19 protein-coding genes are annotated in these 20,792 nt (G+C 65.5%); 10 read left to right on the forward strand and 9 right to left on the reverse strand.

All coding sequences use genetic code 11. The features are described from left to right. Positions 1 to 110 precede the first annotated feature (110 nt). A complete protein-coding gene (locus SE92_RS14530; protein WP_063196398.1) occupies positions 111 to 1,445 on the reverse strand; it encodes a PQQ-dependent sugar dehydrogenase in 1,335 nt (444 codons plus the stop codon). Between the two features lie 202 nt (positions 1,446 to 1,647). On the opposite strand from SE92_RS14530, the gene SE92_RS14535 reads away from it, so the two are divergent. Both SE92_RS14535 and SE92_RS14540 read left to right on the forward strand, forming a co-directional pair. Next, a complete protein-coding gene (locus tag SE92_RS14535; protein WP_063203526.1) occupies positions 1,648 to 2,838 on the forward strand; it encodes a urate hydroxylase PuuD in 1,191 nt (396 codons plus the stop codon). Between the two features lie 138 nt (positions 2,839 to 2,976). Further along, positions 2,977 to 3,834 (forward strand): VOC family protein, encoded by an 858-nt coding sequence (locus SE92_RS14540; protein ID WP_063196399.1) that lies wholly within the window; start codon positions 2,977 to 2,979, stop codon positions 3,832 to 3,834. Positions 3,835 to 3,848: 14 nt separating this feature from the next. Here SE92_RS14540 and SE92_RS14545 read toward each other — a convergent pair whose 3' ends face one another. Beyond that, positions 3,849 to 4,889 carry a L,D-transpeptidase family protein gene (locus SE92_RS14545; protein ID WP_063203527.1) on the reverse strand — a complete coding sequence of 347 codons (1,041 nt, stop codon included), beginning with the start codon at positions 4,887 to 4,889 and terminating at the stop codon, positions 3,849 to 3,851. 176 nt (positions 4,890 to 5,065) lie between these two features. On the opposite strand from SE92_RS14545, the gene SE92_RS14550 reads away from it, so the two are divergent. Beyond that, on the forward strand, positions 5,066 to 6,028 hold the full coding sequence (locus SE92_RS14550) for a lytic transglycosylase domain-containing protein (RefSeq protein ID WP_063196400.1): 963 nt from the start codon (positions 5,066 to 5,068) through the stop codon (positions 6,026 to 6,028). 21 nt (positions 6,029 to 6,049) lie between these two features. Here the strand turns inward: SE92_RS14550 and SE92_RS14555 are convergent, their stop codons facing one another. Next, positions 6,050 to 7,033, reverse strand: a complete 984-nt coding sequence (locus SE92_RS14555; RefSeq protein WP_063196401.1) for a Bug family tripartite tricarboxylate transporter substrate binding protein — start codon at positions 7,031 to 7,033, stop codon at positions 6,050 to 6,052. A gap of 586 nt (positions 7,034 to 7,619) precedes the next feature. Between SE92_RS14555 and SE92_RS14560 the strand changes: the two genes are divergently transcribed. Both SE92_RS14560 and SE92_RS14565 read left to right on the forward strand, forming a co-directional pair. After that, a complete protein-coding gene (locus SE92_RS14560) occupies positions 7,620 to 8,141 on the forward strand; it encodes a hypothetical protein (protein WP_349510038.1) in 522 nt (173 codons plus the stop codon). Continuing rightward, on the forward strand, positions 8,138 to 8,440 hold the full coding sequence (locus tag SE92_RS14565; RefSeq protein WP_084251813.1) for an HGGxSTG domain-containing protein: 303 nt from the start codon (positions 8,138 to 8,140) through the stop codon (positions 8,438 to 8,440). Before SE92_RS14560 ends, SE92_RS14565 begins: the two co-directional genes overlap by 4 nt. A 19-nt stretch (positions 8,441 to 8,459) precedes the next feature. On the opposite strand, the gene SE92_RS14570 is transcribed toward SE92_RS14565, so the two are convergent. From SE92_RS14570 to SE92_RS14580, 3 genes are all read right to left on the reverse strand, one after another. Then, complete coding sequence (locus SE92_RS14570) at positions 8,460 to 8,642, reverse strand: hypothetical protein (RefSeq protein ID WP_063196403.1); 183 nt, start codon at positions 8,640 to 8,642, stop codon at positions 8,460 to 8,462. A gap of 174 nt (positions 8,643 to 8,816) precedes the next feature. Beyond that, positions 8,817 to 9,080, reverse strand: coding sequence for a hypothetical protein (locus SE92_RS14575; RefSeq protein ID WP_157095437.1), 264 nt, complete (start codon positions 9,078 to 9,080; stop codon positions 8,817 to 8,819). A gap of 148 nt (positions 9,081 to 9,228) precedes the next feature. Continuing rightward, positions 9,229 to 10,647 (reverse strand): TAXI family TRAP transporter solute-binding subunit, encoded by a 1,419-nt coding sequence (locus SE92_RS14580; RefSeq protein ID WP_063196405.1) that lies wholly within the window; start codon positions 10,645 to 10,647, stop codon positions 9,229 to 9,231. A 271-nt stretch (positions 10,648 to 10,918) separates the two neighbouring features. Between SE92_RS14580 and SE92_RS14585 the strand changes: the two genes are divergently transcribed. Then, positions 10,919 to 12,169 carry an MFS transporter gene (locus SE92_RS14585; RefSeq protein ID WP_063196406.1) on the forward strand — a complete coding sequence of 417 codons (1,251 nt, stop codon included), beginning with the start codon at positions 10,919 to 10,921 and terminating at the stop codon, positions 12,167 to 12,169. Between the two features lie 53 nt (positions 12,170 to 12,222). On the opposite strand, the gene SE92_RS14590 is transcribed toward SE92_RS14585, so the two are convergent. After that, positions 12,223 to 13,101 (reverse strand): outer membrane protein, encoded by an 879-nt coding sequence (locus SE92_RS14590; protein WP_283806769.1) that lies wholly within the window; start codon positions 13,099 to 13,101, stop codon positions 12,223 to 12,225. A gap of 304 nt (positions 13,102 to 13,405) precedes the next feature. Here SE92_RS14590 and SE92_RS14595 point away from each other — a divergent pair, with 304 nt between their 5' ends. The 4 genes from SE92_RS14595 to SE92_RS14610 all read left to right on the forward strand — a co-directional run bounded on the left by SE92_RS14595 (position 13,406) and on the right by SE92_RS14610 (position 18,108). Continuing rightward, positions 13,406 to 14,611 carry a M20/M25/M40 family metallo-hydrolase gene (locus SE92_RS14595; protein ID WP_063203530.1) on the forward strand — a complete coding sequence of 402 codons (1,206 nt, stop codon included), beginning with the start codon at positions 13,406 to 13,408 and terminating at the stop codon, positions 14,609 to 14,611. A gap of 128 nt (positions 14,612 to 14,739) precedes the next feature. Further along, complete coding sequence (locus tag SE92_RS14600; protein ID WP_063196407.1) at positions 14,740 to 15,828, forward strand: mandelate racemase/muconate lactonizing enzyme family protein; 1,089 nt, start codon at positions 14,740 to 14,742, stop codon at positions 15,826 to 15,828. Positions 15,829 to 16,132: 304 nt separating this feature from the next. After that, positions 16,133 to 17,281 (forward strand): amidohydrolase, encoded by a 1,149-nt coding sequence (locus SE92_RS14605; protein ID WP_063203531.1) that lies wholly within the window; start codon positions 16,133 to 16,135, stop codon positions 17,279 to 17,281. 95 nt (positions 17,282 to 17,376) lie between these two features. Beyond that, the gene (locus SE92_RS14610; protein ID WP_063196408.1) at positions 17,377 to 18,108 is read left to right on the forward strand and encodes a DUF72 domain-containing protein; all 732 of its coding nucleotides are present in this window, start codon (positions 17,377 to 17,379) and stop codon (positions 18,106 to 18,108) included. Here the strand turns inward: SE92_RS14610 and SE92_RS14615 are convergent. Both SE92_RS14615 and SE92_RS14620 read right to left on the reverse strand, forming a co-directional pair. Further along, on the reverse strand, positions 18,101 to 19,288 hold the full coding sequence (locus SE92_RS14615; protein ID WP_063196409.1) for a CaiB/BaiF CoA transferase family protein: 1,188 nt from the start codon (positions 19,286 to 19,288) through the stop codon (positions 18,101 to 18,103). The two genes, SE92_RS14610 and SE92_RS14615, sit on opposite strands and share 8 nt — an antisense overlap. A gap of 84 nt (positions 19,289 to 19,372) precedes the next feature. Beyond that, entirely contained in the window at positions 19,373 to 20,722 is a 1,350-nt protein-coding gene (locus SE92_RS14620) for a ferredoxin reductase family protein (RefSeq protein ID WP_063203532.1), read from the reverse strand. Positions 20,723 to 20,792: the final 70 nt, after the last annotated feature.

Raw genomic sequence — 20,792 nt, forward strand, 5'->3', positions numbered from 1 at the left:
TCACCACAAGGACGGTGACAGACGGACTCGCGGAGAGTCCCCCTCACCCGGAATTTGCTTCGCAAATCCCGGCCTCTCCCCGCAAGCGGGGAGAGGCGAAGAAAGCAGCGTCACTGCCGCGTGCTTGTCACCCGCCAGATCGTGCCGTTGCCGTCTTCCGACACCAGCAGCGATCCATCCTTCGCCATCGCCACCCCCACCGGCCTGCCCCACACCTCGGTGTCGCTCACGACGAACCCCGTGACGAAATCCTCATACTCGCCGGTCGGCTTGCCGTCCTTCATCTTGATGCGGATCACCTTGTAGCCGGTGCGCTTCGACCGGTTCCAGGAGCCGTGCTCGGCGGCGAAGGCATCGCCCCGGTACTCCCCGGGAAACTGCGCGCCTTGATAAAACGTCATGCCGAGCGAGGCCGAATGCGGCTGGATCAGCACATCCGGCACCGTCACCTTGTCCTTGAGGTCCGGCCGCGCGCCGGCGTGGCGCGGGTCTTCGTTGCCACCGATGTAGAACCACGGCCAGCCGTAGAACGCGCCCTCCTTCACGCTGGTCACGTAGTCGGGCACGAGATCATCGCCGAGGCCGTCGCGCTCATTGGTGGAGCACCAGGGCAGACCGGTCTGCGGCTGGATCGCAAGGCCGACGCAATTGCGGATGCCGGTGGCGTAGACCTTCCGCTCCTTGCCGTCGGGCGTGAAAGCCAGCACCGCGGCGCGCTCGATCTCGCTGGCCCAGGCCGCGCCGAGCGGTTGCGCCTTCGACCAGGCTTCAAGTCCGCCCGGCGGCGTACCTAGACCTTCGGCGACGTTGCTGAGCGAGCCGACCGAGACCAGCATGCGCTTGTTGTCCGGCGTGAAGACGATGTCGCGGGTCGAATGGCCGCCGTCATGCGGCAGGCTCGGCACGATCGTCTCCGCCTTGCCGCGCGCCTTGAGATCGCCGGCCTGATAGGGAAAGCGGATGACGCTGTCGGTGTTGGCGACATAGACCCATTGCGGATTGTCGCCGCTCGGGAAGAAGGCGATGCCGAACGGCTGCCGCAAGCCGCCGGCGAACACCTCGCTGGTCGCGACCTTGCCGCCCTCGCCCGCGCGCAACACGCGGATGGTGCCTGCCCGTGTCTCCGCGACGAACACATCGCCATTCGGCGCCACCCGCACGATGCGCGGCGCGCGCAGGCCTTCGGCGAACAGCTCGATCTTGAATCCGGCCGGCACCTGAAGCTCCGCTTCCGGCGGACGCGGCACCACGCGCGACGAGCTCGCCACCGACCGCGTCGCGCCGGGCCTGACCAGATCCTGCGGCCGAATCAGCCTGACCGTGCCAGGCTTGTCGCCCCGCCAATCGCCATAGGCCTCCTTGCCCTGCAGCACCGGCTCGGCCTGCGCGCCGGTCGCAACCAGCAGTCCCGCAGATATCGTTACGGACAAGATCCTGCTCTTCAAATTGTCCTCCCGGCCTGCAACATCGACACCGCCGCGGCAGGTCGAAGCCCTGCCACATCCCAGGTCAGCTGATGCCCGCACGATGTGCATCAGGTGCAACCCATCGTACTGGAAAACGCGGCGGATAGGTGCGACACATTGGTCGAGCGGGGGTTGCGGTCATCAAAGCTGCGGCATCGCTGTCGCAATTGACGGGATGATCATGTGGGGATCCATCATATCGGAATGGGCGAGCCTGCTGCTGCGCTGGCTGCACGTGGTCGCGGCGATCGCCTGGATCGGCAGTTCCTTCTATTTCATCGCCCTCGACCTCAGCCTGAGGCCGAGGGCTGACCTGTCTGACGGCGTGCAGGGCGAGGCCTGGCAGGTCCATGGCGGCGGCTTCTACCGGATCATGAAATACATGGTCGCCCCCAGCCAGATGCCGGATGAGCTGACCTGGTTCAAATGGGAGGCCTACACCACCTGGCTGTCCGGCTTTGCGCTAATGGTGGTGGTGTATTATCTTGAGGCCGATTTGTTTCTGGTCGACAAGTCCATCCTCGACCTCACGCCGTTCCAGGCCGGGCTGTTCAGCCTCGCGAGCCTTGCGCTGGCGTGGCTGCTCTATGAGGCCGCCTGCCGCAGCGGACTTGCGCAGCGCGAGCTGCCCTTCGCGATCGGCGGCTACCTGTTCCTGGTCGCGCTGACTTATGCCTTCACGCATGTACTGAGCGGACGCGGCGCCTTCAACCAGATCGGCGCGATCATCGGCACCATCATGGTCGCCAACGTCTTCGCGCTGATCATCCCGAACCAGAAGAAGATCGTGGCCAGCCTGATCGCGGGACAAGCGCCCGATCCAAAGCTCGGCAAGGCCAGCAAGGAACGTTCGGTCCATAACAACTATCTGACGCTTCCCGTCGTCGTGCTGATGATCAGCAACCACTCTCCCCTGCTCTACGCCACGCGCTTCAACTGGGTCATCGTCGCGATCATCCTGGCGCTCGGCCCCGTGATCCGTCATTTCTTCAACGAGCGGCATGCCGGTCGCAAATCGCCATGGTGGGTGTGGGGCGTGGCGGCCATCGGCGTGATTGCAATTCTCTTCCTCTCCGCGGCCGGCCCGCGCGAGGCGAAGACGGCCGCGCTGCTGGCGCAGCCGAGCCTCGCCGCTGTGGAGGAGATCGTGACATCCCGCTGCAGCATGTGCCACGCGGCCGAGCCGGTCTGGGCCGGCATCGTGACCGCACCGAAGGGAATTGTGCTCGATACGCCCGCGCACATCCACCGCAACATCCGCCTGATCGGCCGTGTCGCCGCCTGGTCCAATGCGATGCCGCCGGGCAACGTCACCGAAATGACCAGCGAGGAACGCGCGATCCTCGCCGCCTATCTCGAGCAGCGCCCTTGACGCCGTCGCGCCAATCATTTCGGGAAATGAAATTCCGCATCTCGCACTGAATTGAAAATGACTCGACCGCCTATCCGGCGTAAACAGAACTAGCGGCCGCCGGCGCGGCTCACTTCAGTTTGCAATCAAGGAAGAACAGTGGCCCTCAACAACGTCATCGGTATCGACCACGCCGTGGTCATGGTGAAAGACCTCGACAAGGCCGCCGAGAACTATCGGCAACTCGGTTTCACCGTCTCCCCGCGCGGCACCCACAGCGCGCATATGGGCACGGGCAACTACACCATCATGTTCGACCCTGATTATATGGAGCTGCTCGGCGTGCTCGCCGCGACCGAGCACAACGCGCCGGCGCGGGCGTTCCTGGACAAGCGCGGTGAAGGCATCGAGCGCATCGCCTTCACCGCGGTCGATTCCGCCGCGGGCGCGGAGGAGATTCGCGCGCGTGGCCTGACGCCGATCGGCCCGACCGATTTCGAACGTCCGGTGACGCTGCCTGATGGCACGGTCTCCGCAGCAAAATTCCGCACGTTCATGTGGCCGACCGCGGAGGCGCCGGGCGGCGTGCGCATCTTCGCCTGCCAGCACAAGACGCGCGAGACCGTGTGGATTCCTGAATTGATGCAGCACGCCAATGCGGCCAAGCGGATCAAGCAGATTCTGATCGCAACGCCCGAGCCGGCGCAGGAAGCCGCGCATCTGGGACGGCTGATCGACCGCGCGCCGAAGGCGGAGCCGGACGGCGCCGTGACCGTGCCCTCCGGCGGCGATCGCGCCGACTTCGTCTATCTGACGCTGGCCCAGCTCGGACAGCGCTATCCCGGCGTGCCGCTCGCGGGCCTCTCCGAGCGCGGCGGTGCGGCGCTGGTGCTGGTCAGCGGCGATCTCGCGGCGACGGAGAAGGCGCTGGGTTCGGCCGCCGTGCGCAGCGGAGCTGCGATCTGCGTGCCGCCGGCCGAGGCCAACGGCACCCTGCTCGCCTTCATTGACGGCTGACTTGAACGAATTCACTAACGCGTATTCGCCGCACGCTTGCCGGCCGCCTTGCCCTGCTGCTTCGAGGAGGTGTCCGTCGGCGCATCGAGGAAGACGACGGGGGTGCCGCGCTTGACGTTCTCGCCGAGCACGCGCGCGTCCCAGTTGGTGAGCCTGACGCAGCCGTGGGAGGCGGACTTGCTGACCCTGTCGGGCTCCGCCGTCCCGTGGATACCATAACCCTGCTCCGATAGCCCGATCCAGAACGATCCGACGGGGTTGTTGGGACCTGGCTTGATCTCGAAGGGCTTCTTGGATTTCACGCTCTTGAACTTGTACTCGGGATTGTAGTGGTAGGTCGGCAGTTCGTGGGTGCCGGTGACCTTCAGCGTTCCCGTCGGCGTCGGGCGATCCGGACTGCCGATGGACGCCGGATAGAACGCGACCAGACGACCAGAGCCCTCGTAAGCCTTCAGCGTCGCGTGCGTCTTGTCGATCTCGATCCGGACGACGCGTGGAAGCTCCCGTCGCGCCGGCAGATTGGCCACTGCAATCGTCTCGCCGGCCTTGTCGAAAGCCTTTCCAGGATTGAGCGCCTTCAAGAGCTCTTCGCTCATGTGGAATCTCTCAGCGAGCGCTTCGAGCGGACTGGTGTAGCTCAGCGCCTCCAGCGACTTCATGTCGTCGAGCCTCGCCGGCAGTTTCTTGAGGAACGGTCCCTTCACGTCCGTGTCGGTGATCTTGTAGTCGACGAGGACAGGCCCTTCGCTCGCTGTGTTCAGCTTGTCCCAGAGGTCAGCGGCAATTGTCTTGTCGAAGACGATACCATTCTGCTCGGCAAACGCCCTCAGCGCCTTCTGCGCGTTTTCGCCGAGCTTGCCGTCGATCTGGCCGGGAGAGAATTGCGCACGGTCGAGCAGGATCTGAAGCTTCGTCACCGGCGCGGTGATCTTGTCCGCAGCCGGCTGCTTTTCGGGACGCGCGGCATCGTTCACCGCTCGCGCATCGAGATTTCCTGCCAGCGCCGGGCAGATGAACCAGAGCGATATCACCGCGCCAAGCATGCGTCGCATCATGATCTCGTCCCAAACAATCATCCGCAGATTCGCGGGGCAGTTTCTCTTCGGGAACACCGTAGTAACACCGAAGGAACCGGAAAGATCGCAGCTTTGCCGCAATCGGAAGGTTAAGAACTTCCTAGCGCCGGCGCATCGCTGGCCGTTCATCCCACAGTTCGAGGTTGCTCCAGCAAATGCGATTTGTCGTCGCGGCTTGCGCCGCGTTCCTGATTCTGATGTGCGACCTCGATCCGTCGGCGTCCCGGCAAACATCAGTTGTCGACACCACCGTTCTTCAGAACAATCATGCCTCGCCACTTGTTCCCGTGGTCGAACTCTTCCTTGCCAGCGTCCAGGCCATCGAGCTCGCCAACGCGCGTGCGGCGTATGAGGAAACGATCGAGCCGCCGCGCGCGACCGAGCCTGTCGCCGAGGGGCCGGTTTCACCGACGGACAAGTTCTGCCACGCGTTGCGCGAGGCTGCCGAGGCCAGCGGCATTCCCGTGCCGTTCTTTGCCCGCCTGCTCTGGCAAGAGAGCCGCTTCAAGTCCAACGAGGTCAGCCAGGCCGGCGCCCAAGGCGTCGCGCAGTTCATGCCGGAGACGGCCGCCGAGGTCGGGCTCGACGATCCCTTCGATCCCATGAAGGCGCTGCCCGCATCGGCGAAGTTCCTGCGCAGGCTGCGCGATGATTTCGGCAATCTCGGCCTCGCGGCCGCAGCTTACAATGCCGGACCCGGCCGCGTTCAGAAGTGGCTCGCCAAAGAGAGCGAGCTGCCACGCGAGACGCGCGACTATGTCCGCATCATCACCGGCACCAAGGCCGAGGACTGGACCGAGCGCGCCGAGGCGCTTGCGATCAGGATCGATCTGCCGCGCGAAGCGCCTTGCGAAGGCATCGGCAGCCTCTCCAAGGCCAAGGACGTCGCCTGGGTTCCTGTCAACCTGACGCCCTCGGTTGCCAGCATCATTCGCAAAGCCGAGCAGCTCGCCGCACGGCTGACGGCGAACCGTGCACGCAAGCGGTTCGCAACCCTGCTTCGGAAGACCGCGTCCGCTCACGGCAAGGCCCGCAGCATGATTGCGGCGCGTGCGGCCGGAAAGAGCGCGAAGGCCCGCGCCGTTCGTCTCGCATCACGCGAACGGCCATCGGGCTAGTGTTCGACCCAAGCGACCGTCCTACTCCGCCTTGATGTTGGCCGCCGCAACGACCTCGGCAAGCTCCTTCGTCTCCTTCGCGATCTTGGCGGCGTAATCGGCGGGGCTCAGCACGGAGACCACACCTTGCGAGCCGAGCTTCTCCGCGATCGCGGGATCCTTGGCGGCTGCGACGATCTCCCGGTGCAGTGCCTCCAGGATCGGCGCCGGGGTTGCCTTCGGCATGAAGAAGCCAACCCAGAACGAGATGTCGAAGCCGGGATAGCCGGCTTCCGCGACGGTCGGCACATCGGGCAGCGACGGCAATCGCTCCGCCGACGATACCGCGAGCGCGCGCAGCTTTCCGGCCTTGACCAGCGGCACGGCGGAAAGCGGATCGAACACCGCCAGCACCTCCTGCGCGAGGATGCCGACCTCGGCGGCCGAACCGCCGCGATAGGGCACGTGGATCAGCTTGATGCCGGCCTTCTGGCTGAGCAGCTCCATGGCGAGATGGGCAAGATTGCCGTTGCCGCCTGAGCCGTAAGCGAGCGCGCCGGGCGCGGCCTTCGCCGCGGCAACGAGCTCGGCCACGGTCTTGATGTCGGCCGTCTTGGGATTGTCCGGATTGACCACCAGCACCAGCGGCGCCGACACGGCGGTGGTGAGCGGCGCGAAATCCTTTTCCGGATCGTAGCGGATATCCTTGAACAGCGTCTTGTTGAGCGTGATGGTGGAGGAGTTGCAGGCGAGCATGGTGTAGCCGTCGCCATCCGCACGCGCGACGCCCTCGGCGGCGATCATGCCGTTGGCGCCGGCGCGGTTCTCGACCACGAAGGGCTGCCCGAGCTTGCTGCTGACGCGATCGCCGATGATGCGCGCGACGACATCGACCGGACCGCCCGCGCTGAAGCCGACCATGACCTTGACCGGCCGCACCGGATATTTCTGCGCCATGGCGCCGGTCGACAGCGCAGAGGCGCATAATCCGGCGATGACGGCCAACAGGCGGGCGGTTCGTTGCATCGGTTCTCTCCCCGGACCTCACGTCGCCGCTTGTGCAGGCTTGTTGGCGCGACGCATCCGGAAATCATGAATAGCGGTCGCGCGGGATTTCGCAATCGCGTTCGGGCGCCGGCATTCCGCCACGCGGCAGGTCCGCACCGCTCCAAACAAAAAATGCGAAAACAACCCCATGCACAGTAGACGGCCCTAGTCGAAACAAGGACTTACGGCGGGGGCACGATCCTTCGGAGGAAGCGAAATCGATTTTGACTCGTCGGGCAAAACAGGGGCATACTGGCATCATCGCGATCCGCGTGAGCATCGGCCTCCACGGCCATGTGGGTCTCACCTCGGTCGCGCACAAGCCCTGCATCGACATCCGACAACGCAACCGCCGCACAGCAGCTGCGCGCGCCGGCTTCGCATCAGCGGAGCCTGCTGGCGCGTGCCGTGGGCCCAAGGAGATATCGACATGACGACAGCCCTGACACGCGACAGCACGACGCCCGTCTCCAGGTATGACGGCAGCCGGCCGAGCCCACGGATCAAGCTCAATCGACGGGAGATCGTGATCCAGCATTCCGACGCGCAAATCGGCGAACGGTTGATGGGCGAGGCGCTCGGCGCCGTTGACCGCGACGCCCTGCACGGCTTCCTCAAGCAATTGATGAAAGCCAGCGTGATCCTGCAGAAGCCTGACGAGGACAATCTCGCCTTCATGATCTCGATGGTGAAGGGCATCGCGCCCAGGGATTCGCTCGAGGCCATGTTGACGGCACAGATGGTGTCCATTCACGTCGCCACAATGCGCTCCGCATCCCGCCTCGCCTTCACCGAGGGCCTCTCGCAGCAGGAAGGCATCTCACGCACATTGACCCGGCTGGCCCGCACCTTCGCGGCGCAGATGGAGGCTCTCAACCGCCACCGGGGCAACGGCGAACGTCCGATCACGGTGCAGAATCTGTCGGTGCAGGAGGGCGGCAGTGCGATCGTGGGGAATGTCGCGCAGCATGCGCACCTGACCGTTGCCGAGCCGGGCACCGCGATCGACGCGGGACTGGTCGCGCCTCGCGAAGCCGGCAAACGCGAACATGGCCAAGCCGCAGCCATGCAAGGCGCTACCACGTGAGCGCCGATCACGTGCGCAACACGCGCGCCATGGCGGCGAGCCCGCGTTGCGGCGCCCGTACTCGCAGCGGCCTTGCCTGCGGCGCGCCGGCGATGCGTGGCAAGCTCCGCTGCCGCATGCACGGCGGTGCCCCTGGCTCGGGCGCCCCAAGGGGCAACCGCAATGCGCGCAAGCATGGCACCTTCACGCAAGTGCGGGTCGCGGAGCGAAGGGCGATCCGGGATCTGCTGGACGATGCAGGGAAGCTGTTGAAGGAGCTGGACTCGGGCTCGTATTCGCAAAGCGACATCGAGGCTTAGCCACGCGCCAGTCGAAAGACTATTGCGCCGCGTTCGCTGGACTAGCGGCAGTAATTTGCAGCCCTGCCTCATCCAGCGCCTGGGCAATCTGCTTCGCCAGCAGCTTGGCCTCTTCGGCCCCGATCTGCGCGTCGGGATGGCCTTTGAAGAACGCGCAAATGGTGCTGGCGATGATGGTATTCACCTGGTGCAGATCGTCCATTTGATGCACCCGAACCTGCCAACTGCTTCACCCGGATGGGTGGCGCGTCGGCCCGCCTGAGGAGAACGTCAACGCAAGCCAAAGAAGGACAGAATAGCCGCGATCACAACGACTAGTCCTACGAGGTAAATCAAGCCGTTCATGGCAGTTCTCCTTTCCGATGGCTGACTGTCTCTATCCGGGGACTGCGAGCCCGCCTTTGTTGCTGGCCTGCTCATCGAGCGCGAGCCTTTCGAGCAGCACTTCCTTCTCTATGTCGTGCAGAGAGTTTCCGATCTTGTCGACGATCCTGATCAGATCGGCATCGGAGATCTTGAGGCGCCTTCGAACGGACTTGACCTGCCTTGCGTTCGCAAGATCAAGCGTTGTGCGAATGACCCGTGATGGTTTTGAGCACAGCATGAGCAGGTTTCCTGACTTGGGGGTAAGAGCGATCACGTCGCTTTGTTCCGACTTTTCCCGAATTGGACTTCGACCGCGCCGGAATCCCACACGGACAAGCATAAGTTGATTTTCCCGCTCGTCTCGATCGCCGGGCAATGCGGGTCCATTGCTTCGCAGAGATCGACAGCGGCAGCTTTGGGCGTCATCCCCGCGGCGTGGCTACCGCCCCTCGAACGGGTTCGAGGTTGGCCCGTTGCAGCGCGGTTCGTCTCTCGGCGATGGCATTGCTCAACAGACCGAGCACCAGACCAAACGCCGCAAGCTCATCTTCCTCGATGGCGCCATCGTCGTAGCACGCGAGCGTTTCACCGATGATGGCGTCGGCCTCGCTCTGTAAAGCGAGCAGTTCCTGGTTCGATCCCGCCGTTCGCGCGCTGGACACCATTGACAGGATTCTGCAGCGGTGGCTGTTGGTTTCCTCTCGTTCGTCGCGATTCAGATAGCGCCGCAACCAGGCGGCGGCCGAGCCGATCCCCGACAGCAGCAGCAGCCCAAACCAAAAGTAATCGCCGTAGCGGTCGAGGAAGGTACGTTCGTTGCCGTCGATCACGGCCGCCGCTCCCCGATGAACCGGCAGTTCGGTGTCCTTGTCGACATCAGGCTTGGCGATGTGCGCCGCACCCGGCACCTGCCGCGCAATCGCCTGGCGAACGGCGAAGAGCTGGCGGAAAAAGGCGGCCACGGTCGTTTCGGGCAGGGACTTTCTAGCAACGATGAGGTGGCTGACGCTGACCGTTTCAACCTTGTCATCGGGCCAAGCCGGATCCGCATTGAAGACGCTGGGCGGAATTTCCTCCGATTCATACCGGGGGTGCTTCAAGGCGATGGCTTCCGACGTCTCGATGGCGAGAAACTTCGGCACGCCGCGCAGCCGCGCCGTCGCAGCCACCGCATCGGCCGTGATTTTGCTGTCGAGCGGCCCGACCGCCATGAATGCATCGATGGTCGGATCGCGCGCCATATCCTCGAGCTGGTCCGTGCCAAAGTGCGTCACCGCGACCTTGTCCGCCTGCACGCCGGAGCTGCCCAGGATGACGCGCAGCAAAGCAGCGTTGACCGGGGTCCGGCCGATCACGCCGACGCGGCGCCCTGCGAGATCGGCAACTTCCTTGATTTTTGGAGAGGACTTTCGTTTCGAGCTCTTGCCGGTGGGTCCGGACGGAGCCCACAGCACAACGAAGTTCTTGCGCACAACGGCAATGGCCTGCGCCTCCGCGGGCATGTCCAGATCGCCGCGCCCGACGGCGAGGTCGGCCTTGCCGGCTCCAAGCAGAGCAAGAGACTCCACGGCGCCATCGGTCTTGATCGGGCGCAGCCTGATCGTCCGGCTTTCGGCGCCAAAGGCATCGGCCATCGCCTCGATAACTTTGTAATCGTCGCTGCCTGGTGGTCCAACGGCGATCCGGAGGATGTCGGGCCGCAGCGCATAATAGAGTACGCCCGCCGCAGCGCCAAACACGAGGAATCCCACGGCGAGAACCACGAGCAGGGAATTGCCCCTCCTCCGCTCCCGGCGGGCCGCCTCGCTGGTCGTCTGACCCGTACTCTCCGACGAAGACATTGCCGCTGGCCGCAGTTGGAGGCGCGTCCTGCTTGGCAGGATGCTGCTTTTTTCCCGGATATAACGTCCGGCGGCCGCCCTGGTTCAGGAGCGCCGCCTGGGGCTTGCAATACCGGCGGCAGGCGCTTCGCCATGACGGCCAAGGCCGGCAAACACCGTGCTGAGTACCGGCTGAAGGCACAATCCGGAATGATGGGGTCGCGCTGCCGCCATTGGCGCCCTCCTCGTCGTCATGTAAGCCCGTCCAAAACCATTTCGGGACGGGACGCCCATGGCCACCACCGACGACGCGGGCACCTCCACCCGTGCGCTGATCTTCGCGCTGCTCGCGCTCGCCTGCGGCCACATGCTCTCGACCTTGCTGCGCACCATTCCGGCCGTGAGCCTCGACCTCATGGCCGCGGATTTCCATCTCGAGCCGCAGGCCCTCGCCAGCCTCACCTCGATCTATCCTTTCGCCTTTGCCGCGGCGCAGATTCCGGTCGGCGCAGCGATGGACCGGTTCGGCGTGCGCCCGGTGTCGCTGAGCTTGCTCGCGGGAACCGTGCTCGGCGCGATCGCGTCGGGCTTCGCGACCGGCGCCGCGGGCTTCGCGGTCGGGCAGGTCATGCTGGGGGTCGCCACCTCGGGCATGCTGATGTGCCCGATGACGCTGGCGGCCAAGCAATTGTCTGCGGCGCGGTTCGGGCTGTGGTCGGGCGCGATCCTCTCGATCGGCAATATCGGCATGCTGCTGTCGTCGAGCCCGCTTGCCTTCGTGGTCGACACTTATGGCTGGCGCGCCGGCTTCTGGATGTCCGCTATCGGTGGCGTCGCCGTCGCGCTCGCCGTGTTCGCGCTGGTGCCGCAGCAGCCGGCCGAGCACAAGGACGAGTCCTCGCCCCTGGCGCAGATGATCGAGGTGCTCAGGCTCGGCCTCTCACGACCTCTGCGCGGCCTGATCGCACTGGCGCTGGTGTCGCTGGCGACCTCGCTGGTGCTGCGCGGATTGTGGGGCGGGCCGTGGCTGATGCAGGTCAAGGGCCTGTCGCGGGTCGAGGCCGGCAACCAGCTCGGCGCCTTCACGCTGGCGATGATCGCAGGTCCGCTTCTCATCGGCATGATTGACCGCAGGCTCGGCCGCCGCCGCGATCTGGTGGCGGGCACGCATATGGCCGGGGCGCTGCTGCTGGCGCTGATGGCGCTCGGAGCGCCGCATTACGCCGTGTCCGACTTGTTCGGAACCGCTGTGATGCCGCCGCAATACGACCTGGTGCTGTTCGTGCTGATCGGCCTTGCGACCTCCGCCCAGCCGCTGATCTTTGGCATGTCCCGCCAGCTGGTCGAGGCGCAAGTCGCGGGCAAGGCGCTGGCGGCCGTGAACCTCGCCTTCTTTCTCGGCGCGGCCTTGATGCAGTCGGTGACCGGCGCGGTGGCGGCGTTCGCCGGGCTGCCGGCAGTGCTGCTGTTCATGGCCGCGATGCTGGCGCTCGGCGTGCTGGTCTTCCTGGCCTACACGTCGCCGCTTCGCGGGACGGGCTGAGCGTTTCGCTCACGCCTTCCTTGCATGCTTCCAGACTGTCATGGGCCCGAAGATCAGTACTTCCCGATCACCGGTCCGCCGAAGCGGTAATTGACCCTGACGGTGGCCTGTTCGACGGTCAGGCGGGAGCTCGAGGTGCCCGTTGCGAACACGCCGCCCAATCCGTCGGGAACGGTGAAGGTGACGCTGCGGCTGCCGAAGTCGGTGTAGCGGTATTCGCCGGCAAGGCTCCAGTTCGGGTTGAAGGCCCATTCGATGCCGCCGCCGACGGTCCAGCCCCAGCGCGTGGTCGAGCCGCCGTTCGTTGCGGTGAACGTCCCCGCCGGGAGCGCGATGCCCGGACCGTTGACGACAGTCGTTCGGGAACCGCCGATCTCGGCGACCGCAGCGCCGCCGGTGACATAGAACAACGCCCTGTCCACCGTGACGCCGGCGCGGCCGCGGAAGCTGGCCATCCAGTCGATATGACCGAAATCGACCGTCACCGTCTGGGTCACCGCGGGCGCAAACAGCGGGGCGCCGAAGGTGCGCGACGCGCTGGCGCTGCCGCCCTTCAATCCACTGCCGACCGCGTCGGCCTCCACGCCAAGCACGAACTGCTGGACCTGCCAATTGTAGCCGATCTGGCCGCCGCCGATGACGCCGCTGCGGCGGCCGTCACCGGCAAGGGTGCCGGTCTGTCCTGGAACGATCGTGATGACGCCTGCGACCGGGGGCAAAACGATGTACCCGGGGAACAGGAATCCGCCGTCGCTGCCGCCACTGCTGGGAGTCCAGGCGCCACCGACATTGGCGCCGACGTAGAAGCCGGTCCAGCTGAAGGGCTGTGCGGCGACCGGCATCGGTCTCGCCTTGACCGCCATATCCGCGGCATTTGCCGCCACGACACCGAACAATAAGGCACTTCCCGCAATTGCCGCGATCCGCATCATTGTCCCCAATATGTTTCGGCAAGGTCTCGGCGTGCCGCGGCGCCAGAAAACACGCACAGGTTAGAGGCGAATCGCCGCCAAAGCTGTCACCGGGCGGCAACATTCAGACACATTATGGTCGCGCGACATATTTGTGCGACGCGATGCCCGCGCCATACCGCCGGCCAGAGGCGGTAGCCAAGGCCGCTTTCGGGACCATGCGCGCCTGACAACGCAACGGCGTGGTTCATGCGTCGAGGCCGCCTTGCACAACGGCATGCTGCAAGGGATGCTGACGGGCATCGTGCATCAAGGGAATGAACTCATGCCTGTCGACACCAAAGCCGCCACCGACCGCCTCATGCGCTTCCTCGCGATCGAGGGCGTCACCGGACAGGAGGCAGCGATCGGGCGTGAGCTCACGGCCGCGTTGAAGGAGAGCGGCGTGCCGGCGAAGGCGATCCGGCTCGACGATGCCAACACGCGCATTCCCGTGCCGACCGAGACCGGCAACCTCATCGTCGACCTGCCCGGCCGCGGCGCGCTGCACAACCAGCCGCGCATCATGTTCATGACCCACATGGACACCGTGCCGCTCTGCGCCGGCGCCAAGCCGAAGAAATCAGGCCGCAAGATCGTCAACGAGGCCAGGACCGCGCTCGGCGGCGACAATCGCTGCGGCTGCGGCGTGCTGGTGACGCTGGCGGCCGAGCTCGAGAAGCAGAAGCTCGATCATCCCCCGATCACGCTCTTGTTCTGCGTGCGCGAGGAGAGCGGGCTCTACGGCGCGCGCCACGTCAAGCTGGACGAGCTGGGATCACCGGTGATGGCCTTCAACTATGACGGCGGCTCGGCCTCCAACGTCGTCATCGGCGCGGTCGGCGCGGACCGCTGGACCGTCGAGATCTTCGGCCGCGCCTCGCATGCCGGCGTGGCGCCCGAGCGCGGCATCTCCGCAACCATGATCATGGCGCTGGCGCTCGCGGACGTGAAGGCCGGCGGCTGGTTCGGCAAGGTGGTGAAGGGCAAGGGCGCGAGCGCAAAGCAAGGCACCAGCAATGTCGGCCCCGTCACCGGCGGCGAGGGCCGCCCCGCGGGCGATGCCACCAACGTGGTCACCGACTATGTGCATGTGCGCGGCGAATGCCGCAGCCACGACGGCAAATTCTTCAAGGAGATCACCAGGGCTTACAAGGCCGCGTTCGAGAAGGCGGCCAAGACCGTGACGAACGCGCAAGGCAAGTCCGGCAAGGTCAAGTTCAAGGCCGAGACCGACTATTATCCGTTCCGCATGAAGGAGAACCTGCCCGTGGTGAAACGCGCCGTCGAGGCGGTGTCCGCGCTCGGCGGCACCCCGAACGTGCGCACCGCCAATGGCGGCCTCGATGCGAACTGGATGGTCCGTCACGGCATCCCGACCGTGACCTTCGGCGCCGGCCAGAACGAGGCGCACACGGTCGACGAGTGGATCAATCTCGACGAATACGACCGGGCCTGCGCGCTGGCGGTGCAGCTCGCGACGATGCGGTGAGACGTTTGCTGTCGTAGGATGGGTAGAGCGCAAGCGAAACCCATCCCGACTTGCGACGTTGAAGATGGGTTTCGCTACGCTCTACCCATCCTACGAACCACAAGCAAAAAGAAGAATCGGGAGGCCCCGTGCCGCGCATCGCTGATATCGAATCCGCCCTCTACCGGATCCCTCTCCCCGTCACGCTCTCGGACTCGACCCATGGCGAGATCGCGGCGTTCGAGCTGATCACTTGCCGCATCCGCGACGCCGACGGCGCGGAGGGCGTTGGTTACACCTATACGGTCGGGCGCAACGGCGGGGCGACGGCGGACATCCTCAAGCGCGAGATCCCGCCGTTGATAGAGAGCCGAGAGGCCGACGATACCGAGGCGATCTGGCAGCACGTCTGGTGGGCGCTGCATTATGGCGGGCGTGGCGGGCCGGTGGTGCTGGCGCTCTCGGCTCTCGACATCGCGCTGTGGGATTTGAAGGCGCGGCGCGCCAAGCTGCCGCTGTATCAATTGCTCGGTGGGTTCGACGCGCGGGTGCCGTGCTACGCCGGCGGCATCGATCTCGATCTCTCCGTGGACGAGTTGCTCAAGCAGACCGACGGCAATCTCGCGAAGGGCTTTCGCGCCATCAAGATGAAGGTTGGCCGGCCCGACCTGAAAGCCGACGTCGCGAAGGTCTCGGCGATGCGACAGCATCTCGGCGACGGCTTTCCGCTGATGGCGGATGCCAACATGAAATGGACGGTCGAGGAAGCGATCCGCGCCGCGCGCGCGTTCGTGCCTTACGACCTGACCTGGCTGGAGGAGCCGATCATCCCGGATGACGTCGCCGGGCACGCGCGCATCATGCAGGAGGGCGGCGTGCCGATCGCGGCGGGCGAGAATCTGCGCTCGCTGTGGGAGTTCAAGAACTACATCGCATCAGGCGCGGTGTCCTATCCCGAGCCCGACGTCACCAATTGCGGCGGCGTGTCCGCCTTCATGAAGATCGCGCGGCTGGCGGAGGCCTTCAACCTGCCCGTCACCAGCCACGGCGCGCACGACATCACCGTGCACCTGCTCGCGGCCTGCCCGAACCGGTCGTATCTGGAAGCACATGGATTCGGGCTCGACAAATACATCGAGCATCCGCTGGTGCTGGAGGATGGCAAGGCGCTGGCGCCGGACCGCCCCGGACACGGCATCAGCTTCGACTGGACGGGGCTGGCGAAGCTGAGGGCTTAGGATCGAGCGGCTACGAGCGAGGTGCGCCCCCTCTCCTGCTTGCGGGAGAGGGTTGGGGAGAGGGTGTCTCACCGAAGGGATTCCCAATGCCGATCGAGCCCTCTCCCGGCCTCTCCCGCATCCGCCTTCGCCAAGGCTTCGGCGGACAAGAGCGGGAGAGGTGAAGGGGACCTCGCGGCTCCGTTCATTGGAGCCGACGACCAGCGGACTCTTGATGCACGCGAGCCATTCCCCAACGCGTGATGCATGCCGCGGATAATCCGTTATGGTGGTGGCCACCGACACTTTGCGAGAGACGCCTCCCTTGACACCCGAGCTGCACGCGAAACTGACCGAATGGCGCCGGCACCTTCATGCCCATCCGGAGCTATCGCTCCAGGAAAAAGCCACCGCCGCCTTCGTGCAGGACAGGCTCACCGAGCTCGGCATTCCCTTCGAGGCCGGCATCGGCGGCCACGGCATCGTCGCGACCTTGACGCGCGGGCATGCGCGAAACCGCGTCGGCTTGCGGGCCGACATGGATGCGCTGCCGATCACCGAGGACACCGGCCTGCCCTACGCCTCCAGGACATCAGGCGTGATGCATGCCTGCGGCCATGACGGACACACCGCTTCGCTGCTCGGCGCCGCTGCGCTGCTCGCTGCCGACAACAGCTGGAGCGGCACGGTCGATTTCATCTTCCAGCCCGCGGAGGAAGGCTTCGGCGGTTCGCGTGCGATGGTTGCGGCCGGACTGTTCGACCGCTTTCCGATGGAGCGCGTGTTCGGCTTTCACAATTGGCCGGGCCTTGCCGCCGGCACCATCGCCGTGCATGACGGCGTCGTCATGGCCTCGGGCGGGCGGATCACCATCACCATCGAGGGCCATGCGGGCCACGCCGGCATGCCGCATCTGACGCGCGATCCCGTGGTGGCGGCGGGCCATCTGATCGTCGCGCTGCAATCGGTGGTGTCGCGCAGCGTCGATCCGCTCGACACCGCGGTGCTGTCGCTCTGCACCATCGACGGCGGCACCGCGCCGAACCAGATCGCCGGCCGCGTGACCATCCGCGGCACGCTGCGTTACCACCGCGAGGCGGTCAAGGACGTCATCTTCGAGGGCATCGAACTGACCTGCGCCGGCATCGCGACCAGCTTCGGCGTCAAGGTCACGCCCGAGATCGTCTGGGGCGTCGGTGTGGTGGTCAACACGCCTGATGAGGCAGGCCTTGCCCGCATCGCCGCCGAGAAGGTGCAGGCACCCGTGCGCCGCGACCTCGCGCCCAGCATGGCCGGCGAGGATTTTGCGCATTATCTGCAGCAGCGGCCGGGCGCCTTCGTCTGGATCGGCAATGGCGAGCTCCGTGACGGCGCCGAGCTGCACGGCCCGCGCTACGATTTCAACGACGCGATCCTTCCCGTAGCTTCGGGCTGGATGGCGGAAGTGGCGAAGGCCGCGCTGGCGTCGAACTAGCGACCGCGCGCCGACAGCAACATATCGCCCCCATCGACGTTTCCTCCGGCAAGGCGCGGCAGCTCCCGCTGCGCCCAACGGATGGCACGTGGAAAATGGCGCGCGTTCTGATCGGAACTTCCGGCTGGCACTACGATTCCTGGCGCGGCCCGTTCTTTCCCGAGGGTGTGACGCTGAAGCAGCAGCTCAGCCATTACGCCGGACAGTTCGACACCACCGAGCTGAACGGCGTGTTCTACCGCACGCCGACGCCCGAGGCGGTGAAGGGTTGGCGCGAGCAGACCGGCCGCGATTTCGTCTTTGCCTGGAAGGCGTCGAAATTCATCACGCATTGGAAGCGCCTGTCGGAGCGCTCGGTCAATAGCCTCGAGCTGCTGGAGGACCGTATCTCCAGGCTCGGCGGCAAGGCCGGCCCGATCCTGTTCCAGTTGCCGCCGCAATTCGAGGCGAATGCCGACCGCCTCGCATCCTTCTTCAAGCTGTTGTCGCGGAAACGCCGCTACAGTTTCGAATTCCGTCATCCGAGCTGGTACCAGCCGCGCATCCTGCGCATGCTGGCGGACGAGAACATCTCGCTGTGCCTGTCCGACCATCACGACGCGCCGGCGCCATGGAAGCGCACGGCGGATTTCGTCTATGTCCGCGGCCACGGCCCGGGCGGTCGCTATCACGGGCACTATAGCAAGGCCGCGCTGGCGCAATGGGCCAAACGCATCAAGTCCTGGAAGCGGCAGGGCTGCGACGTCTATGTCTATTTCGACAACGACCAGAAGAGCGCGGCACCCGCCGATGCGCAGGCGTTGAAGCGGCTGCTGTCGCCTAGATGATCCCGCCGTTTCGAAGCGCCGCGATCTCGGCTTCGCCGTAGCCGAGCTCTCCGAGCACGAGATCGGTGTGCTCGCCAAGCGTCGGCGGCCGATGCGTGATTTCGCCCGGCGTTTCCGAGAGCCGGACCGCCGCCCGCGTCACCGGCGCGGGCTTCGGCAGGCCGGGATAGTCGACGTCCTGCATGAAGCCGGCGGCGCGGATGTGCGGATGATCCAGCGCCTGCTGCGGCGAGAGCACCGGTCCGGTCGGAATCATGGCCTGCCCGAGCGTATCGACGGCCTCCTGCGTGGTGCGCTCGGCGCACCAGCGCGCCATCCGCTCGCTGATCACCGCGCCGTTGTTGCCGCGGCTGATGTCATCGGCAAAGCGTGGATCGTTCAACCACAAATCCTCTTCGCCCATCAGCCGCGCCCAGCGCTTGAACAGCGGGTGACCCGTGACCTGGCACAGCACCCAGCCGTCCTTGGTGCGGTAGATGTCGGCGGGCGCCGCGGTCTGGCCGAGGTTGCCCGTCGGCACGCGGTTGACGTTGATGACGGCCTGCTCGATCAGCGCCGCATTGGTGAAGGACAAGGCGGTTGCGCGCAGCGCGCCCTCGACGACTTGCCCGCGCCCGGATTTGCCGCGCTCGATCAGCGCTGCGAGCGTGCCGAAGGCGCAATGCAGCGCGGTGCCGAAATCGACCCAGTTCACCGCCGCGCGGTATGGCGGCTCGCCGGCGCCCGTCATGTACACCGATCCCGACATGACCTGCCCGACACCGTCGAAGCCGACGCGGTCGGACCAGGGCCCCGGCCCACCGAACGCGGTTGCCGTGGTCAGGATGATGTCCGGCTTGATCGCCTTCAGGGATTCATAGTCGAGCTTCATTGCGCGCAGGGTCTGCGGCGGCAGATTGGCGACGACGACATCGGCGGTCGCGATCAGGCGGCGCATCACCTCCTGCCCTTCCGGCTTCATCGGATCGAGCGTGACGCACTTCTTGTTGCGGTTGACCTGGAGGAACAGCGCGCCTTCGCCATGTTCGCCCACCGGCGCCACGAAGCGATCCTCACTGCCGTCGCGCTTCTCGACGCGGATGACCTCGGCACCGAATTCGGCCAGCAAGGTCGCGCAATAGGGGCCCGCGATATAGCGCCCGAAATCGAGGACGCGCACGCCCTCCAAAACTCCTCCCATCGATCCCTTCCCTGTTGTTGATTGCAGATTACAGGGACTGGCTGCCAGGGCAAGTTGGAAGCGGAACGCGCAGGCGACTTTCCGTCATCGCATCGCGAACAGCTCCTGATGAAACCGCTGTCCGACCGGGAAGCCTTGCGCACCGAAGTCTCGTCTGAGCGCCTCCCCGAACGCCACTGGCCCGCAGAACCAGATGCTTGCCTCACGCCATTGCGGGACGGCTTCGCGAATGCGTTCGCCGGTCAGGCGTCCATCACGGGCATCGATGAGGACGTGGAGGCGGACATCTGCCGAGTGCGCATCGGCGGCAAGCTTGCCGAGCGCTTCCTCGTCCACGTCAGCGGTGGTGTGAAAGAGGTCGACGGCCTGCGCGACAGAGCAGCCAGGAATATCCTTCATGGCCGCCTGTTTCATGCGGGCGACGAAGGGCGTGATGCCGATGCCGCCGCCGATCCAGATCTGATGCGCGCAATCGTCGTCGAACGTGAAGCAGCCATAGGGCCCTTCCACCTTCACCTCCTGCCCGACACGGAGCTTCTCGCGCAACCGGCTGGTGTGGTCGCCGAGTTCCTTGGTGATGAAGACGATCCTGGGATCCGCAGCGTTCCAGCCGGAGGCGATCGTGTAGGGATGCGCGCCCTCGGAGACGTCGGACGTTGCGAATGCGAACTGGCCTGGTTTATGCCCCGGCCAGCCACGGGGCACCTCGATTTGTGTCTCCATGGCCCTGACGCCGGGATAATATTGGAGCGAGGTGATCCGGCCCTGAACCTGACGCCGGGCCCCGATGCGCCGCAACAGCGTCACAACCGCCGCCCATGTCCCGAAGGCAAGCAGCGCCCCAACGATCCAGCCGAGCGGCGACATCCAATAGCTGAACTTGATCAGCGCGACCGCGTGAAAGACCAGAACCAGATAGGCGATGGCGAGCAGCCGATGCGTCTTGTAGAAGAGGCGATAGGGGAACATCTGAATGAGCGCCAAGGCAATCAGCACCACGGCACCGTAGAAGGCCCACTCGCCCAGCCCCTCCGCCGGCTCGCGAAGGCCGTCAAGGAAGGCCTCGATCCGGTTGTCGATGACGGGCCTCGGTCCACGCTGCGGTCGTGCCAGCAAACCCCAACCGACCGCCCATTTCGGACCATTGGCCCAGAGCCAATGGATAACGGCAAGCACAAGGGCTGCGATGCCGAGCCATTTGTGCAGGCGGTACATCTTGTCGAGACCGCCCAGCCAGGCTTCCGGCCAACGCGGTCGCAGCGCCAGGACCATCGCCATGCTCATGCAACCGATTGCCAGGACGCCGCTCAGTTGCACCATCCTCTCGCGCAGCTGGAAGAAGGCGCCGGGGCCGAATGGCTGGGGCTCCGCAACCAGCCACAGCAGGACGAGAACCGCCAGACTGCCCCAAAATACCCGTTTGAGCTTCTGCATGCCGTCCTCGCCTCGCAACATTGCGGCGCCAGCTTGAACCGATTGCGCCGCGTTGCATTGAGCTGACTCA

This window comes from Bradyrhizobium sp. AT1, from assembly GCF_001590795.1.
Lineage (GTDB): Bacteria > Pseudomonadota > Alphaproteobacteria > Rhizobiales > Xanthobacteraceae > Bradyrhizobium.